The organism is Neptunomonas japonica DSM 18939 (assembly GCF_000422765.1).
Lineage (GTDB): Bacteria > Pseudomonadota > Gammaproteobacteria > Pseudomonadales > Balneatricaceae > Neptunomonas > Neptunomonas japonica.
Map to the genome: position 1 here is coordinate 42,017 of NZ_KE383917.1, position 14,050 is coordinate 56,066.

Annotated in this window: 12 protein-coding genes; 5 read left to right on the plus strand and 7 right to left on the minus strand. The window is 42.8% G+C overall.

All coding sequences use genetic code 11. The features are described 5' to 3' along the window. Positions 1–64: 64 nt before the first annotated feature. The 7 genes from G511_RS0120660 to G511_RS0120690 form a co-directional block, all read right to left on the minus strand. Positions 65–865 carry a hypothetical protein gene (locus G511_RS0120660; RefSeq protein WP_028471336.1) on the minus strand — a complete coding sequence of 267 codons (801 nt, stop codon included), beginning with the start codon at positions 863–865 and terminating at the stop codon, positions 65–67. A 112-nt stretch (positions 866–977) separates the two neighbouring features. After that, complete coding sequence (locus tag G511_RS0120665) at positions 978–1,622, minus strand: hypothetical protein (protein WP_342664816.1); 645 nt, start codon at positions 1,620–1,622, stop codon at positions 978–980. Then, entirely contained in the window at positions 1,622–2,188 is a 567-nt protein-coding gene (gene dcd, locus G511_RS0120670; RefSeq protein ID WP_028471338.1) for a dCTP deaminase, read from the minus strand. Before dcd ends, G511_RS0120665 begins: the two co-directional genes overlap by 1 nt. 115 nt (positions 2,189–2,303) lie before the next feature. Further along, on the minus strand, positions 2,304–3,143 hold the full coding sequence (gene apbC / locus G511_RS23595; protein WP_084629182.1) for an iron-sulfur cluster carrier protein ApbC: 840 nt from the start codon (positions 3,141–3,143) through the stop codon (positions 2,304–2,306). A 195-nt stretch (positions 3,144–3,338) separates the two neighbouring features. Further along, positions 3,339–4,601 carry an MFS transporter gene (locus tag G511_RS0120680; RefSeq protein WP_028471339.1) on the minus strand — a complete coding sequence of 421 codons (1,263 nt, stop codon included), beginning with the start codon at positions 4,599–4,601 and terminating at the stop codon, positions 3,339–3,341. Between the two features lie 114 nt (positions 4,602–4,715). Further along, positions 4,716–5,804 carry a tRNA (uridine(54)-C5)-methyltransferase TrmA gene (gene trmA, locus G511_RS0120685; protein WP_028471340.1) on the minus strand — a complete coding sequence of 363 codons (1,089 nt, stop codon included), beginning with the start codon at positions 5,802–5,804 and terminating at the stop codon, positions 4,716–4,718. Between the two features lie 134 nt (positions 5,805–5,938). Next, positions 5,939–7,174 (minus strand): response regulator, encoded by a 1,236-nt coding sequence (locus G511_RS0120690; RefSeq protein ID WP_028471341.1) that lies wholly within the window; start codon positions 7,172–7,174, stop codon positions 5,939–5,941. 162 nt (positions 7,175–7,336) lie between these two features. Here G511_RS0120690 and metG point away from each other — a divergent pair, with 162 nt between their 5' ends. The 5 genes from metG (at position 7,337) to G511_RS0120715 (ending at position 14,022) form a co-directional block, all read left to right on the plus strand. After that, entirely contained in the window at positions 7,337–9,373 is a 2,037-nt protein-coding gene (gene metG / locus G511_RS0120695; RefSeq protein WP_028471342.1) for a methionine--tRNA ligase, read from the plus strand. A 429-nt stretch (positions 9,374–9,802) separates the two neighbouring features. Next, entirely contained in the window at positions 9,803–10,816 is a 1,014-nt protein-coding gene (locus G511_RS0120700; RefSeq protein WP_028471343.1) for an amino acid ABC transporter substrate-binding protein, read from the plus strand. Positions 10,817–10,920: 104 nt separating this feature from the next. After that, entirely contained in the window at positions 10,921–12,123 is a 1,203-nt protein-coding gene (locus G511_RS0120705; RefSeq protein WP_028471344.1) for an amino acid ABC transporter permease, read from the plus strand. A 13-nt stretch (positions 12,124–12,136) separates the two neighbouring features. Continuing rightward, on the plus strand, positions 12,137–13,234 hold the full coding sequence (locus G511_RS0120710) for an amino acid ABC transporter permease (protein ID WP_028471345.1): 1,098 nt from the start codon (positions 12,137–12,139) through the stop codon (positions 13,232–13,234). Positions 13,235–13,251: 17 nt separating this feature from the next. Continuing rightward, a complete protein-coding gene (locus G511_RS0120715) occupies positions 13,252–14,022 on the plus strand; it encodes an amino acid ABC transporter ATP-binding protein (protein WP_028471346.1) in 771 nt (256 codons plus the stop codon). The last annotated feature ends 28 nt before the right edge of the window (positions 14,023–14,050 follow it).

Genomic DNA, 14,050 nt, shown 5'->3' on the forward strand with positions numbered 1-14,050 from the left:
ACAAAAAAGCCCGGTATTCTGGGCTTTTTTATATCTGCTATTCACTTTGCCATTAAAGCTAATGTCAGTGAATGACTGGGCTATCGTCATCGCCTTCTGGCAAGATAATATGCCCCGCGCCATCTCGTGCCAACGCCCCTTTACTTTCTGCTAGCTCTAACAACTGATCCAGTAGAATATGCGTCAAGTGTCCACTGATGATAATCCCCGCTGGAGGGTCACCCTCAAACAGCTCCTCATCCACCATATCGTCCGGCCTTAGCCCTAACAACAGAGGGTTTTCAGCGACTAATGGCGCGATATCTTCAGGTGCAAAAATTGCATAGTTTCCTGATACTTGCAACGCCAACTGGTAAGCATCATGCACTTCGCTTTCCAGCAGCTCCATAAATTCACTTTCTGCTGCCTGCAGCAACAAACTTAATCGGCTAGCGCCTTTTTTAGTCAAGTTTTTCGTTGCTGTATCTGATTGGCTATAATCAGCCAAAACCTTATATTCACGATGCGGATTAAGCTCCGCCTCTTCTACCAAAATATGCCCTTCAGCATCTACTTCTAACCATTTATTACTGACCGCTAATGCCAACAAACTCTCTAAAGCCGCCATCACAATATTACTACTGATGATCGCGCCAACAGCCGGATTGTCTCTCTCTTTTGAGTCAGCGATCAAATCACTAGCACGGGTCGCCAGCAAGGTAGGGTCTTCTTCAACTATTTGCGCTAAAACGTCTGTTTCCAGATAAAGCTTCTCATGACAGAGCTTTTCTGCCGTCAAAAATGGCTGAGTACGCTGGCTAGCATCCATCAGTTGCAGATATTCTTGTCGAATATTTTCAAGAATATCGCTCAGTATCTGGCTCATGTGGTTTTCTCAGAATAATAAACGTCCATACTGTTATTGAAGCACAACAACGCCATGAAGTTTAGTGCGGCTTTCGCCATGTTTAATTTAATAACGTATCGCTGCAGAAAAATCAGTGGACGGTAATGCCAATCGGTGTAGCCGCATGCTTTAGCTGGTCGAAGCCTTCGCGTAATTCTGACAAAGGCCTAAGATGAAAGTCTACTGGGTCAGTAGGCAGCTCCAACCAATCCAATGACCATACACGAGTCATAAGCTCATATTCACCAATCAACGCGTCAAGAAAGATCATGACAGCCTCAACTCTTGGGTCGATATCCAGCATAAAAGAAACATCATGCATATAGATACTCAGGTGGAGCTTGTTCTCGATAGTGTGTAGTGAATACCAGTAATCTGAAAGCTCACAAACTTCATCAGCAACATTGATATAATTTGGAATAGGGTCGTAACGATGGTTGAACGCGGTAAAGCGAATACCGCTAAGGTCAGGCGCAGCCCCTACAAGGCTTAAGACTGAATGGATAGACTCGGGGTAGCCATCACAACCAAAAATCATCTCTACTGGCCCATCATCTTCATCTCGTTCGAAATGAAATGTCAGGTTTTCATCAATTTTTTGCAATGTATCTCGATAGTCTGACAACAAACTATCCGCATCAAATTGATTATCTTGCCGACTACTCAACAACTGATCAATTGTCAGCTCTAACTGCTGCCAGAAATCTTGAATTCTTTTAATGTCTTGCTGCATCATCAAGTACGTGGCACTACGACGCCAGTCTGGCCCTGATATTTGCCATTACGATCACGGTAAGATGTTTCACACACTTCATCAGCACCGAGAAATAGCATTTGAGCGACGCCTTCATGTGCATAAATTTTTGCAGGAAGCGGCGTCGTATTAGAAAATTCAAGTGTAACGTGACCTTCCCATTCAGGCTCCAATGGCGTTACGTTTACAATAATACCGCAACGAGCATAAGTACTCTTACCTAAACAAATAGTCAGTACATCACGAGGAATTTTAAAGTACTCAACAGTACGTGCTAACGCAAAAGAATTCGGCGGAATGATACAAATATCAGAGTGCACATCAACAAAACTGCCCGCATCAAAGTCTTTGGGATCAACAATCGTAGAGTTGATATTAGTAAAGACTTTAAACTCGCTTGCACAACGAACATCATATCCATAGCTTGAAGTACCATAGGAGACAATAGGCCCGTTTTCAGTCGTGCGAACCTGATTAGACTCAAACGGAGAGATCATCCCGTGATCCTGCGCCATACGACGAATCCAGCTATCTGATTTAATGCCCATTACACCTTCCGCAAACTAAAAATTAAAAGCACGCAATTATAGTGTTTTTTATAAAAAAAAACCGCATTTATCTAATAGAAAATGCGGTTTAAGTGATCAGGCTGTTATCAGCAGGCTAATCTTCAACAATATTGATCTGCGGTATTTTAGAAGCACCATCAGGCTGGCTCTGTACTTTTGCCATCAATTTTTTTGCAACATCGCGATATATAAGAGAAACCGCGCTTTCAGGCTCTGCTGCAACAGTAGGAGTACCCGAATCAGCCTGCTGGCAAATTTCCATAGTTAATGGCAACGAGCCGAGTAATTCAGTATCGTAGTCACGCGCAATCCGTTGCCCACCTCCTGCGCCAAAAACATGCTCTTCATGCCCACATGCGCTACAGATATGAGTGCTCATGTTTTCAACAACACCTAACACGGGAATATTCACTTTATTGAACATTTCAATGCCTTTTTTAGCATCCAACAAAGCAATATCCTGAGGCGTAGTAACAACAACAGCCCCATCTACAGCAACTTTTTGTGAAAGAGTTAACTGAATATCACCCGTTCCTGGTGGCATGTCGATCAATAGATAATCAAGGTTTTCCCACTGTGTTTGAGTTATTAGCTGCTGCAAGGCACCACTGGCCATTGGGCCGCGCCACACCATCGGTGTATTCTCATCGATCAGCAAGCTAATCGACATCGCCTGCAATCCATGAATAGAGACCGGCTTCATGGCATTTTCGCCTACAGGCTGGGGTCGTGTGCCTGAAGGTATACCGAGCATCATCCCCTGGCTTGGACCATAAATATCCGCATCCAAAACACCAACATTTTGACCTTCTGCCATCAAGGCTAAAGCTAGATTTGCAGTCGTTGTTGACTTGCCTACGCCACCTTTTCCGGACGCTATAGCTATAACGTATTTAACCCCTGGCAAACCAGAAGCTTTTGCGGGTGCTTGCATTATATTCTCCACTTGAAGGCGACATCGCCGCCAATAACCCAGTATTATAGTTGGTTATTATGCATAGATTTTGATTGAATGCCAATGACCAACCTGCATTCATACTAGAACCAGGCAATGACTAATTTTGGCATGAAAGGGGTTATTCCGCACACTCCGAATACAAAGCTATTTAGCAACTAATTTGGAGCACGACTAAGCAGCATTACGTTTCATCGATATTGTATGAAAAGCACCAATCATAGCAAGCACGCCAATAGCATATAACAACCACGTTTCATCCAGCTTTAATAATGAAAACATGACGGTCAGCACTAAACCACACAGCATGGAAATATTTTGAATAAAGTTACTTCCCGCTAGTACCTTGCCCATATTATCAACGGGTGCATGAAATTGGATCAAAGCATTTAAAGGGATCGTCATTAAAGCGCCGCTAATGCCTATCAACAAAAAAGCAACGCTAGCCCATTGTAATGAACTCACCAAAGGTAAACTAAACACCCCAAGCATCACGCCGATAGCACCTAAAGGAATCAGCCCTTGGTTAATACTCTGTTTTGACCAGCGCCCCACTAAGAATGAGCCAAACATTATACCGACACCCGCTAACGCCATAGTTCCTTGAATCACAAAAGTATTCTGTTCTGCTAGCGTCTCTTCTGCAAAAGAGGGAAATACAGCAAGCATCACTTGGCTGATTGTCCAAAAAATCGACAGACCAAGAACACATTTAAAAATCAACTTGCGCTCAATAATGGCATTCATGTTGCTCTTCAATAAAGCAGCACGCCGATAAGCTGACCAATCAAACGCTAGCGAAGACTTCGCGTAAGATGTAACCGGTAAGCGTTGCGCTAATCCAGCCTCCATTACTGTTGCCAACACTAAAGCCCAGCCTAATGGTGCTATATGCTGAAGAATAACGGCAGGATCTTCTCCAGTTACATATAAGTCAGTCAATAGTATTTCAAAAAGTAATGAAAAAACCACAATGCCTGACAATATAGCCACCATGGTTGCTGATTGTATCCATGCATTACCTTTGGAAAGATTATCCGTGCCGACTAATTCACGAATAAATCCATATTTTGCAGGAGAATATAGTGCGCTCTGCAAGGCCAAAAATAGCGTCATAGTAAAGGCTAACTCAAACCACCCCTGATAATAACTTAACGTAATAATGAGCGTGAAGATCACCGCTAACCGCGCAGACCAACGCATCACTATCGGTTTTGAGAATCGATCACTAATGAACCCTGCTGGCGAGAGTAGTAGAATAAATGGCAATAGAATCAGGCTATTAACAATAGCCGTTAAGATAATCTGCTCAGGCCCTTCATAAGACTTAAACAAGGTATTCTGAACAATAATCTTATGGCCAAGATCAACAAAAGCATTGATAAATGCGACACCTATAAACGCTAAAAAACCCTTAACCCTTAAAAGTGCTAGCACACATGCCCCTACTTAAAAGACCACTAATTTAAGAAGCCATTTATAAATGGTGAGGCACTTAGCAACACAGCCAAGTGCCCAAACTTAACGCTCAACATAAGCGTCGCATCAATTCTATTTTCGCGTCAAGTAAACACCACACTCAAGATGGTGGGTATAAGGGAATTGATCAAACACAGCGAAACGCTCAATCTTATGGGTATTAGTTATCGACATTAGATTGTCATGCAATGTATCTGGATTACAGCTGATATAAACAATATTTTCGTATTCAGTAATCTGCGCGACAGTTTCATCGTCGAGCCCTGAACGCGGTGGATCTACTAAGACTGTTGAAAACTCACACGTTTCTAATTCAAGCCCCTGTACTTTACGTGTTTCTTTCTTCCCTTGAAGCACTAACGTTAAGTCTTCTGAGGGCATTCTCAGTACGTCCAGATTAGTTATCCCATTAACCTCAATGTTGTACTCAGCAGCCCGAACCGAGGTCTTAGAGATTTCAGTTGCGACCACTCGTCGAAAATTTTGCGCTAGAGGCAAAGTAAAATTGCCACTACCACAATAAAATTCAACTAAATCACCACCGGCATCTTTAGTTACATCCAAAGCCCAGCGAATCATGTCTTTACATACTTCCCCATTAGGCTGTGTGAAGCTATTCTCTACCTGTTTAAACTCGTAAGTTCTACCATTAATATCAAGGTTTTCAATAACAAAGTCCCGCTCAACAATCAGTTTCTTCTTACGTGAACGGCCAACGATATCAATATTAAACTGCTTACGAAGCCCTTGTACTTCCTCAGCCCAACTATTATCAATTGGACGATGATATAGCAAGCTAACTAACAGCTCGCCAGACAAGGTGCTAAGAAAATCAACTTGGAATAACTTAAAGCGCAACGAAGAATTTGCTCGAATTACATCTAGTAAATCAAACATCACTTCGTGAATACGAGGAGCCACCATGGCACACTCATCAACACGAATAGGGTTACGATTATCACCCGGCTCAAACATCACATAGTAGAGATCATCTCCTTCATGCCACACCCGAAACTCTGCACGTAATCGATAATGGGTTTTAGGTGATGCGAAGGTTTCTATATCGGGAAGCTCAAAGGCAGTAAAATTATCACGCACTCCTGCAACCTTTTCAGCCAATAATTCATCATAGCGTTCGGGCTGGATGTCAGATAGTGCCATTGAATACCTCTAAACTTTTAAAAATAGGAAGGGGGGGTAAATAAGAAGGCCGCATTTTATCAGTCATCACATCGAGGTCAATCGAAAAAAAAGAGGCTCAAAGCCTCTTTATTTATAACCATAAGAAATCAAAGCTAATCAGCTACTTTTACTGCATACTCGTTGGCCATCATTTCCCACTGATTCAAATGATTTTTCAAACCTAACCGCTCAACATACTTTAGCGCTAGCTGGCTAGAGACAGAACAACCAATCCCATTACCAACGGAAGGTAGCAAGGCATCAGCAATATGCACTGCCGTGAGTGGCTGAAAGTCATTGGACGGGCTACTTCCCGGAAAGTGATGAAACAGTACTGCTTCTATTACCTTAGGCGGCAAATTCCATAAACCCAACATATACGCCCCTGCTTCTGCATGAGATACGCCGATGTTCATTTTCTCTACCACATACAGTGGCTGAGATAACTCAGTCGCTTTACTCATTACAATTCGATATTTTTCAGGATCATGCGAGGCTAGAACAATCATACCAAAATCGTGTAACAAGCCAGCCAGGAAGGCTTGCCCTTGTAAATGTCTATCAGCTTTTACTGACCGGCAAATATCTTGAGCGAACCGTGCGACTAGCATTGAGCGGCTATGTATTTCTGAAAAAGAAAAACTAGTCCATGCGGAGCTTTGTGGAAACGCCTCAAAAAGATGAGATGCTAAGGTCAAATCACGAATAAGTCGAACACCTAAAATAGTCACAGCTTCATTCAAACGATAGATTTGCCTTTCCAAACCAAAAAAAGCCGAGTTCACCAGCTGCAACACTTTGGCCGACATAACAGGATCACGCTCTACAATTTGAGCTATCTCACGAGCACTGGACTGGCCAGACATAAGCGCCCTATTTAAGGCTTCATATATATCAGGCAAAGACGGCAGACGTTCAATACGGCCTATAAAGTCCCTAATCTCTGGCTTGTGAATCAGGCCAGCAACTTTTAAGGCCTGCTCTACCGACAAAGAAAGTTGAACGTCGGTACAATTTTCAGGTAATGAAGAGTGTGCAACTTCCGAAACACGAGCAGCAATAGTCGGAGATAAATTTCCCGATACTACTATTCGTATCGAATTTGGGCTTTTTTGTATAACCAACATTAACGCCGCCAGCATCTGCTCTGGATTATCAGACACCCCAACAATGATAATATCAAAATGCTGCTGCTGAATACGTTCAAGCATTTTCTCAGCGGAATCTACACGACACACTGACCAATTGTTAAGATCAGCTACGGTATTGATATCCTCATCCTTGAGCGAAGCTGAGCGACAGACCAAGATATTTTTGTCATGCAGCGTGAGCTTCACTTTTGCATCCATATGCATAACCCCTTAACTCAATATTAACCACTTATTGGTATAAGGTTTAGTCAAGCATAAGGAAACTGTCCACTAATTTTATGCAAATTAGGTTCATTAACCTCACTTAACACCGTAAACTATCCTTTTTATATTCACTCACGTAGCTACGTCTTTAAAATCATGCCAGATACTCAGCGAAAAATACTCGTTACAAGCGCCCTGCCGTATGCCAACGGCCCTATTCATCTCGGCCATTTGGTTGAATATATTCAGACCGATATCTGGGTGCGATTCCAAAAACAACGCGGCCATAATTGCACGTACGTTTGTGCTGATGATGCGCACGGCACACCCATTATGCTTAAAGCCGACCAGCTAGGCATTACCCCTGAAGAGCTGATCCAGAAAGTCAGCCAAGACCACCAGAAAGATTTTTCGGGTTTTATGGTGGGATTCGATAATTACTATTCGACTCACTCAGAAGAAAATAAGCATTTTGCATCGCTGATTTACACGCGACTACGCGATAAAGGTCATATTTCTAAAAAGACCATCACACAAGCTTACGATCCTGAAAAAGAGATGTTTCTACCCGATCGCTTTGTAAAAGGCGACTGCCCTAAATGTGGCGCTCTTGACCAATATGGCGACTCATGTGAAAAATGTGGTGCTACATACAGCCCGGTAGATCTAAAAAATGCTTATTCTGCTGTTTCTGGTGCTAAGCCAATAGAAAGAGAGTCTGAGCACTATTTCTTTAAACTCGGAGATTTTGAAGAGTTTCTACGCAACTGGGTTGATAAGCATGTTCAATCGCAGATGGTTCATAAACTAAATGAATGGTTTGAGTCTGGTTTACAGAACTGGGACATTTCCCGTGACGCTCCTTATTGGGGCTTTGAAATCCCAGATGCTCCGGGTAAGTATTTCTACGTTTGGTTAGACGCTCCTATTGGCTACATGGCTAGCTTTAAGAACTGGTGCGATAAAACGGGTGTAGAGTTTGATGAATACTGGGATGAAGCGTCAAACACCGAGCTATATCACTTTATTGGTAAAGATATCGCTTACTTCCATACATTATTCTGGCCAGCAATGCTTGAAGGCGCAGGCTTTAAAAAGCCAGATGGTGTGTTCTGCCACGGCTTCTTGACCGTAGATGGCCAAAAGATGTCGAAGTCACGTGGCACGTTCATCATGGCGGAAACATATCTTAATCACCTTCGCCCAGAATACCTGCGTTACTATTTTGCCGCTAAACTGGGCTCAGGCATTGACGATATTGACCTAAACCTTGAAGACTTTCGCATGCGCGTTAATGCAGACTTAGTTAATAAGGTGGTCAATATAGCATCTCGTTGTGCCGGTTTTATTCACAAGAAATTTGATGGGAAACTTTCAGCAGAGCTTTCATCTCCTGAGCTATACCAAGAAGCAGTCACTGCTGGTGACTCCATAGCCGATGCTTATGAGAAACGTGAATTTGGACGAGCCATGCGTGAAATCATGGCGATTGCTGATAAAGCCAACCAATACATTGATACAGCTGAACCCTGGGTACTCGCAAAGCAGGAAGACAAACAACAAGAAGTTCAAGACTGCTGCTCCATGGGTATTAACCTCTTCCGCGTTATCTGCACCTACTTAGCCCCTGTACTTCCTCAGGTTTCTGAAGATGTAAAAGCGTTCCTAAACCTGGACTCGCTTGCATGGGATACAGTCAAACAGCCGCTAACCAGCCATACTGTTAATAAATTCAAACCGCTGATGCAGCGTGTGGATGAAGATAAAATAGCAGCACTGATTGAAGATAGCCGTCAAACAATGGAAGCAACCCCTGCCGTACAAGCTCCAGCAGAATCATCACCGCTAAGTGATGACCCTATCAGCGATACTATTTCTTTTGATGACTTTGCAAAAGTTGATCTTCGAGTAGCACTGATAGCTAAAGCTGAGCATGTCGATGGTGCAAAGAAGCTACTACGCTTGACACTGGATCTAGGTGGAGAGACACGTAACGTCTTTGCTGGCATAAAATCAGCCTATGCACCTGAAGACCTGCAAGGGAAGCTAACCGTTATGGTTGCTAACCTAGCGCCTCGTAAAATGAAGTTTGGCATGTCTGAGGGTATGGTATTAGCAGCAGGTCCAGGCGGTGAAGAGCTGTGGATTTTAGAGCCTCATCAAGGAGCTCAACCGGGTATGCGTATTAAATAGCTATCTAATACTCCAATAAAAAGGCCCGTACGGGCCTTTTTTTCGCCTAAAGACTTAATTACTACAGACTTTTTAAACGACTTAATTATGCGCTAAACCAGTGCAGCGCACCTAGTTTACTCACCTGACAAAGCCCCTATAAACAAATTCAAACACGCCCTTACAAAAAATAAGTAATAACCCCTACGTAGTATAAGCGTTGTATTAGCTGTTCATTTTTGGAAATATAATTCACTAGATAAAGCAAAAACCCTTAGGCGGGGAATTTATCAAATATCAACTACACTGAAATTGACAACTATAAAACCAACAATAATAAAAATAGGTACGACTTTTGCATTATTCTCCAACGGGTGCTGCATCTAAATGCAGCACACAACAGACCACTATAAAAATAATTTCCCTGATCCTAGGAGGATTACTCTAATGATGAAAACGAGTTTGATTACAGCAGCAATTCTTACAGTAAGCTTTGCTGGCCACGCTATGGCAGAAGGAACTTTAGATGCAGTTAAAGCCCGAGGTGTTGTTCAGTGTGGGGTTACCACTGGGCTCGCAGGCTTTTCTAATCCGGATGAAAAGGGTAACTGGAATGGTTTAGATGTTGATCTATGCCGTGCAGTTGCAGCAGCAGCGTTAGGTGATGCCAGTAAAGTTAAATATATTCCTCTAACCGCTAAGGAACGCTTTACCGCTCTACAATCTGGTGAAATCGATGTTCTATCTCGTAACACTACATGGACGCAGACTCGTGATACTCAACTAGGCCTTAACTTTGCCGGCGTAAATTACTATGACGGCCAAGGCTTTATGGTAGCTAAATCTCTGGGTGTTAAAAGTGCAACAGAGCTTGATGGTGCAGCATTCTGTATTCAGGCAGGTACAACAACAGAGCTAAACTTAGCAGACTATTTTCGCCAAAATGGTATGACATACTCTCCTGTTGTATTCGACACATCTGATCAGACGGCCAAAGGTTTCGATGCAGGACGTTGTGACGTACTAACCTCTGACCAATCTCAGCTATATGCTATTCGCATCAAACTAGAAAAACCTGATGCTGCCATGGTATTACCAGAAGTCATTTCTAAAGAACCACTCGGCCCTGTCGTACGCCAAGGTGACGATCAGTGGTTTAACGTTGTGAAATGGACTCACAATGCCATGCTAAACGCAGAAGAGCTGGGTATTACTTCAGAAAATGCAGATGAAATGCTGAAGTCTTCTAATCCAAACGTACGTCGCCTACTAGGCCTTGAAGGACCAAAAGGAACAGGACTTGGACTTAATGACGACTGGGCTTACCAAATTGTTAAGCAAGTAGGTAACTACGGCGAAGCATTTGAAAACAATGTCGGTGCTAACTCACCATTGAAAGTAAGTCGCGGTATTAATGCACTATGGACAAATGGTGGCCTACAGTACGCACCACCTATGCGTTAATCATTTTTAGTTGGATATGGAGCTCAGGTTCCATATCCCTCTATAGTTGATTCCAGATAGGGGTTCTTCTTAGACCCCTTTCTACCTGTTCCGTGGAGAATTCGATGTCGACACTTGATCGATCAAACCAAAAGAATTCTGCAACTCAACCAAGCAGTGGTCGTTTCTGGAACGACCCGGATAAACGCGCCCTGTTTTTCCAAGTATTACTTGTCTTGGGGCTTGCAGCCTTCTTCCTCTATATTATAAACAATACGCTAAGTAACCTTGAGCAACGCGGTATTACTACCGGCTTTGCTTTCCTTGATGTGGAAGCGGGTTTCGGTATTCTACAATCTCTCATCCCTTATACTGAAACAGACAGTTATGGTCGTACATTCTTAGTCGGTTTGTTAAACACTGTTCTTGTATCTTTAATGGGTATAGTTGCTGCGACATTCCTAGGTTTTTTCTTAGGTGTTGGCCGGCTATCAAAAAACTGGCTAATCGCAAAAATTTGTACTGTCTATATTGAAATTTTTCGTAATATCCCTCTTTTACTACAAATCTTTTTTTGGTACTTCGCTGTTCTTCGAACACTACCAAGCCCACGGCAAAGTATTGAGTTTCTAGGAAGCTTTATAAACGTTCGCGGTATATATATGCCTGAACCTATAGGGACTGATGGATTCAATTACGTGTGGATAGCCTTTTTCTTAGGCATAGTTGCTACATGGCTACTAAAACGCTGGGCAGATAAACGCCAAGATGATACTGGGCAGGATTTTCCTACTTTATATGCAGGTTTAGGGCTTATCATAGGCTTACCTTTTGTTGTGTTCCTCATTATGGGAATGCCATTAGAGATTGAGCAACCAGCACTTAAAGGCTTTAATTTTGTAGGCGGGATGGTATTAATTCCCGAGCTGATGGCTCTGTGGCTTGCACTCACAATTTACACAGCCGCTTTTATCGCAGAAATAGTACGTGGTGGTATTCTTTCTGTGCCAAACGGCCAGCTAGAAGCAGCAAGCGCTTTAGGTCTTCCTCGTGCAAGAACACTAAGGTTCATTATTCTTCCTCAAGCACTGCGCGTCATAATACCTCCGCTTACTAGCCAATACCTTAACCTCACAAAAAACTCATCTCTAGCAACCGCTATTGGTTACCCTGATCTGGTTTCAGTATTTGCAGGCACAACACTAAACCAAACGGGACAAGCCATTGAGGTTATTTTCATGACCATGGCCGTATACCTGACGCTTAGTATTCTGACGTCGATCTTTATGAACTGGTATAACAGCCGTAAAGCCTTGATTGAGCGATAGGTGGAGAGAAAATATGAAATATGATTTAGAACCCACCCTACCAGCACCTCCCAGTACAACGGGAGTATTAGGCTGGCTAAAAAGAAATCTATTTAGTAATGCGACTAACTCAATTGCCACACTTATTATTGGCTATTTTTTAGTCACACTACTTGGTCCAGCATTACAATGGACATTTATAGACTCAGACTGGTTTGGTGATTCACCTGCAGCCTGCACCAGTGGAGGTGCTTGTTGGGCATTTATCACTTACCGTATGGACCAATTCATGTATGGGTTTTACCCTGATACTGAATATTGGCGCATCAATACTACCTTCCTTATCTTTGCCGTTGCTATTGTCTGGCTGGTTGTTGATAAAACACCCTACAAAGGCTATGTCTCAGTATTTGTTCTTTTCATCTACCCTATCATCGCTTTTTACCTGCTTTATGGTGGCAGCTTTGGCTTAGAGGTGGTGGAGACTCACAAATGGGGAGGCCTGAGCCTCACACTGGTACTTGCCGTTATTGGTATTGTTGCAGCGATGCCCTTCGGTATACTGCTGGCGTTAGGTCGACGCTCTAATATGCCAATCGTGAAGTCCTTTTCAGTGATATACATTGAGTTTTGGCGCGGTATTCCACTAATCACAGTTCTGTTTATGGCTTCGGTCATGCTACCTCTGTTTGTCCCTGAAGAGATCACCTTCGACAAACTACTACGAGCTTTGATCGGCATCATACTTTTCCAGTCAGCTTATATGGCAGAGGTTATTCGTGGAGGTCTTCAAGCAATACCCAAAGGTCAATATGAAGCAGCTGATGCATTAGGTTTAGGTTATTGGAAATCGATGTCATTAATCATTCTTCCGCAAGCACTTAAACTGATGATTCCGGGTATCGTGAACACCTTTATTGCACTGTTCAAAGATACCAGCCTAGTACTTATCATTGGCCTGTTCGATATCCTTGCGATCGTCCAAGCAGCGAATAGTGATTCTGCTTGGCTCGGGTTCTCAACGGAAGGCTATATTTTTGTTGCTTTTGTTTTCTGGGTCTTTTGTTTTGGTATGTCTCGTTATAGCCAAAACCTTGAGAAACGCTTACAAACCGGACACAACACGCGCTAAAAGACGTGGAGATTATTATGAGTACACAAGAAACACACGAAGCATCAGATCAACTGATGATAGAACTAAAAGAAATGAATAAGTGGTATGGCGATTTCCACGTCTTAAAAAATATAAATCTTCAGGTTAAAAAAGGGGAACGTATTGTTATTTGCGGTCCTTCAGGTTCAGGAAAATCAACGATGATTCGTTGTATTAACCGCCTAGAAGAACATCAAAAAGGTGACATTATTGTAAATGGAATGGAGCTAACGAACGACCTAAAAAACATTGAAACGATCCGTAAAGATGTAGGCATGGTCTTCCAGCACTTCAACCTTTTCCCACATCTCACGGTTCTTGAAAACTGCTGCTTAGCCCCTATTTGGGTCAGGAAAGAGCCGCGTAAACAAGCAGAAGCCGCTGCGATGAAATACCTAGAGCGCGTAAAGATACCGGAACAGGCTTTAAAATTCCCAGGGCAATTATCAGGAGGGCAACAACAACGTGTTGCCATTGCACGCTCCCTTTGCATGAACCCTGACGTAATGCTTTTTGATGAACCTACATCGGCACTTGACCCAGAAATGATTAAGGAAGTGCTCGATGTAATGATTGAACTGGCAGATGAGGGTGGTATGACCATGCTATGCGTAACTCATGAAATGGGTTTTGCAAAAACAGTGGCCGACCGTGTTATTTTCATGGATGCAGGACAAATTATTGAAGAAAATGAGCCTCATGAGTTCTTCAACAACCCGCAACATGAACGTACACAGCTCTTCCTTAGCCAGATTATCCAACATTAACTGGGTAACATTTTTAAAAGGCGACCAT

What these genes read in the sequence shown, in the direction of transcription:
- G511_RS0120660 (WP_028471336.1), bottom strand. Translation starts at nt 865, where the DNA reads ATGAGCCAGATACTGAGCGATATTCTTGAAAATATTCGACAAGAATAT.
- G511_RS0120665 (WP_342664816.1), bottom strand. Translation starts at nt 1,622, where the DNA reads ATGATGCAGCAAGACATTAAAAGAATTCAAGATTTCTGGCAGCAGTTA.
- dcd (WP_028471338.1), bottom strand. Translation starts at nt 2,188, where the DNA reads ATGGGCATTAAATCAGATAGCTGGATTCGTCGTATGGCGCAGGATCAC.
- apbC (WP_084629182.1), bottom strand. Translation starts at nt 3,143, where the DNA reads ATGCAAGCACCCGCAAAAGCTTCTGGTTTGCCAGGGGTTAAATACGTT.
- trmA (WP_028471340.1), bottom strand. Translation starts at nt 5,804, where the DNA reads ATGGCACTATCTGACATCCAGCCCGAACGCTATGATGAATTATTGGCT.
- G511_RS0120690 (WP_028471341.1), bottom strand. Translation starts at nt 7,174, where the DNA reads ATGGATGCAAAAGTGAAGCTCACGCTGCATGACAAAAATATCTTGGTC.
- metG (WP_028471342.1), top strand. Translation starts at nt 7,337, where the DNA reads ATGCCAGATACTCAGCGAAAAATACTCGTTACAAGCGCCCTGCCGTAT.
- G511_RS0120700 (WP_028471343.1), top strand. Translation starts at nt 9,803, where the DNA reads ATGAAAACGAGTTTGATTACAGCAGCAATTCTTACAGTAAGCTTTGCT.
- G511_RS0120705 (WP_028471344.1), top strand. Translation starts at nt 10,921, where the DNA reads ATGTCGACACTTGATCGATCAAACCAAAAGAATTCTGCAACTCAACCA.
- G511_RS0120710 (WP_028471345.1), top strand. Translation starts at nt 12,137, where the DNA reads ATGAAATATGATTTAGAACCCACCCTACCAGCACCTCCCAGTACAACG.
- G511_RS0120715 (WP_028471346.1), top strand. Translation starts at nt 13,252, where the DNA reads ATGAGTACACAAGAAACACACGAAGCATCAGATCAACTGATGATAGAA.